2 protein-coding genes are annotated in these 2,299 nt (G+C 65.6%); both read left to right on the plus strand.

The genetic code is table 11. From position 1 onward, the window contains the following. Positions 1-343 precede the first annotated feature (343 nt). A complete protein-coding gene (gene plsX / locus I5M_RS11110; RefSeq protein WP_022721470.1) occupies positions 344-1,405 on the plus strand; it encodes a phosphate acyltransferase PlsX in 1,062 nt (353 codons plus the stop codon). Beyond that, positions 1,402-2,299 (plus strand): beta-ketoacyl-ACP synthase III (locus tag I5M_RS11115; RefSeq protein ID WP_040771671.1); only part of this gene is annotated, 898 nt, incomplete at its 3' end. The genes plsX and I5M_RS11115, both read left to right, overlap by 4 nt.

Here is a 2,299-nt window from a genome sequence, read left to right on the forward strand (position 1 = left end):
ATCCCTATCCGCCCAAGCCGGATGCGGTGTTCGCGGCGCCGCGCGTATGCCGACGATCCCGAACAGCATCCATTTGCGGCGCTGAAAGCGCTGAAAACCGCACCGGACGCGCCGAATCCGTCCAAGCGCAAGCGCGATTGAGGCGCGCAACCTGCGCCGAATGCGACTTAAATCTGCCCGGTCCGGATGTTGTATCGCTGCCGGGAACGGCTATTGTCCCGGCCGCAACCGGTGTGCAGCGCTGCATATCCGTTCGCCCGATCCGGGCGTTTTCGATAGGCGCGGCCGAGCGCACGGTCCGCGAACGATGTCCGTGCGAGCGATCAGGTAGTCAAGAACGCCAATGCCTCAAAAGGTTCGAATTGCGCTGGATGCCATGGGCGGCGATGTCGGCCCGGCGGTCGTGATCCCGGGCGCGGCGCTCTCGCTCGGGCGGCACCCCGACGCCGAATTCGTGCTGTACGGCGATCGCACCGCGATCGAGCGCGAACTCGCCAAGCTTCCGGCGCTCGCCAAAGTCTCGCGCGTGGTTCACACCGACGTCGCAGTGTCGATGCACGACAAGCCGAGCCAGGCGCTGCGCCGCGGTCGCTACAAATCCTCAATGTGGCAGGCGATCGAAGCGGTGAAGAAGGGCGAAGCCGACGTCACCGTGTCGGCCGGCAACACCGGCGCGCTGATGGCGATGGCGCGGTTCTGCCTGCGTACGCTGCCCGGCATCGATCGCCCGGCCATCGCCGCGACCTGGCCGACGATGCGCGGCGACGCCGTGGTGCTCGATCTTGGCGCCTCGATCGGCGGCGACGCGCGGCACCTGCAGGCGCTCGCAGTGATGGGCGCGGCGATGGCGAGCGTGCTGTTCGATCTCGAGAAGCCGACCGTCGGCCTGCTCAATATCGGTGTCGAAGAGATCAAAGGCGGTGACGAGATTCGCGAGGCAGCCGAACTGCTGCGCGCGATGCAATCACCCAAGTTCGACTTCATCGGCTTCGTCGAAGGCGACGGCATCGGCCGCCATGCCGCCGACGTGATCGTCTCCGAAGGCTTTGCCGGCAACATCGCGCTGAAAGCCGCAGAGGGCACGGCGCGTCAGCTCAGCGACTATCTGCGCGCGGCCATGTCGCGCACCTGGCGCTCCAAGATCGGCTATCTGTTCGCCCGCGACGCATTCAAGGCGCTCAAGGACAAGATGGACCCGAACAAGTCCAATGGCGGCGTCTTCCTCGGACTTAACGGCATCGTGGTCAAAAGCCATGGCGGAACCAATGCCGAGGGCTTTGCCTACGCCGTCGATGTTGGCTATGACATGGTCCGCTACGATCTACTGACCAAGATCAATCAAACGCTCGATCGTGAAGCCGGCGCGCTGGTCAAGACGCCGAGCGCTCAGGAGGCTGTCTCGTGACGGTGATTCGTTCGGTCGTGTTGGGCTCGGGCTCTTATCTGCCGGAACGGGTCCTGACCAACGCCGAACTCGCCGCCAAGGTCGACACCTCCGACGACTGGATCGTGCAGCGCACCGGCATCCGCGAGCGCCACATCGCCGCCGAAGGCGAGTACACCTCGCATCTCGCCACCAAGGCCGCTCAAGCCGCGCTCGACGATGCCGGCATCGACGCCTCGTCGATCGATCTGATCGTGCTGGCGACCTCGACGCCGGACCACACGTTTCCGGCGACCGCCGTGCAGGTCCAGGCGGCGCTCGGCATGGAGCACGGCGTCGCGTTCGACATCCAGGCGGTGTGTTCGGGCTTCGTGTTCGCGGTCGCTACGGCCGACAACTTCATCCGCGGCGGCTCGGCCAAGCGGGCGCTGGTGATCGGCGCCGAAACCTTCTCGCGCATCCTCGACTGGGAAGACCGTGGCACGTGTGTGCTGTTCGGCGACGGCGCCGGCGCCATCGTGCTCGAAGCGCAGGAGGGCTGGGGAACGTCGGCCGATCGCGGCGTGCTCACCACGCATCTGCGCTCCGACGGTCGTCACAAGAACAAGTTGTATGTCGATGGCGGGCCGTCGACGACGCAGACGACGGGCCATCTGCGCATGGAAGGCCGCGAAGTGTTCAAGCACGCGGTCGGCATGATCACCGGCGTAATCGTCGATGCGTTCCAGGCGTCGGGAACCAGCGCCGACAATGTCGACTGGTTCGTTCCGCATCAGGCCAACAAGCGCATCATCGATGCGTCGGCGCAGAAGCTGCATATCGCGCCGCACAAGGTCGTCATGACGGTCGATCGCCACGGCAACACCTCGGCGGCTTCGATCCCGTTGGCGCTCGACACCGCGGTGAAGGACGGGC

This window comes from Rhodopseudomonas sp. B29, from assembly GCF_000333455.1.
Classification (GTDB): domain Bacteria; phylum Pseudomonadota; class Alphaproteobacteria; order Rhizobiales; family Xanthobacteraceae; genus Rhodopseudomonas.

Coding starts and splice junctions, on each gene's coding strand:
- plsX (WP_022721470.1), top strand. CDS start 344: ATGCCTCAAAAGGTTCGAATTGCGCTGGATGCCATGGGCGGCGATGTC.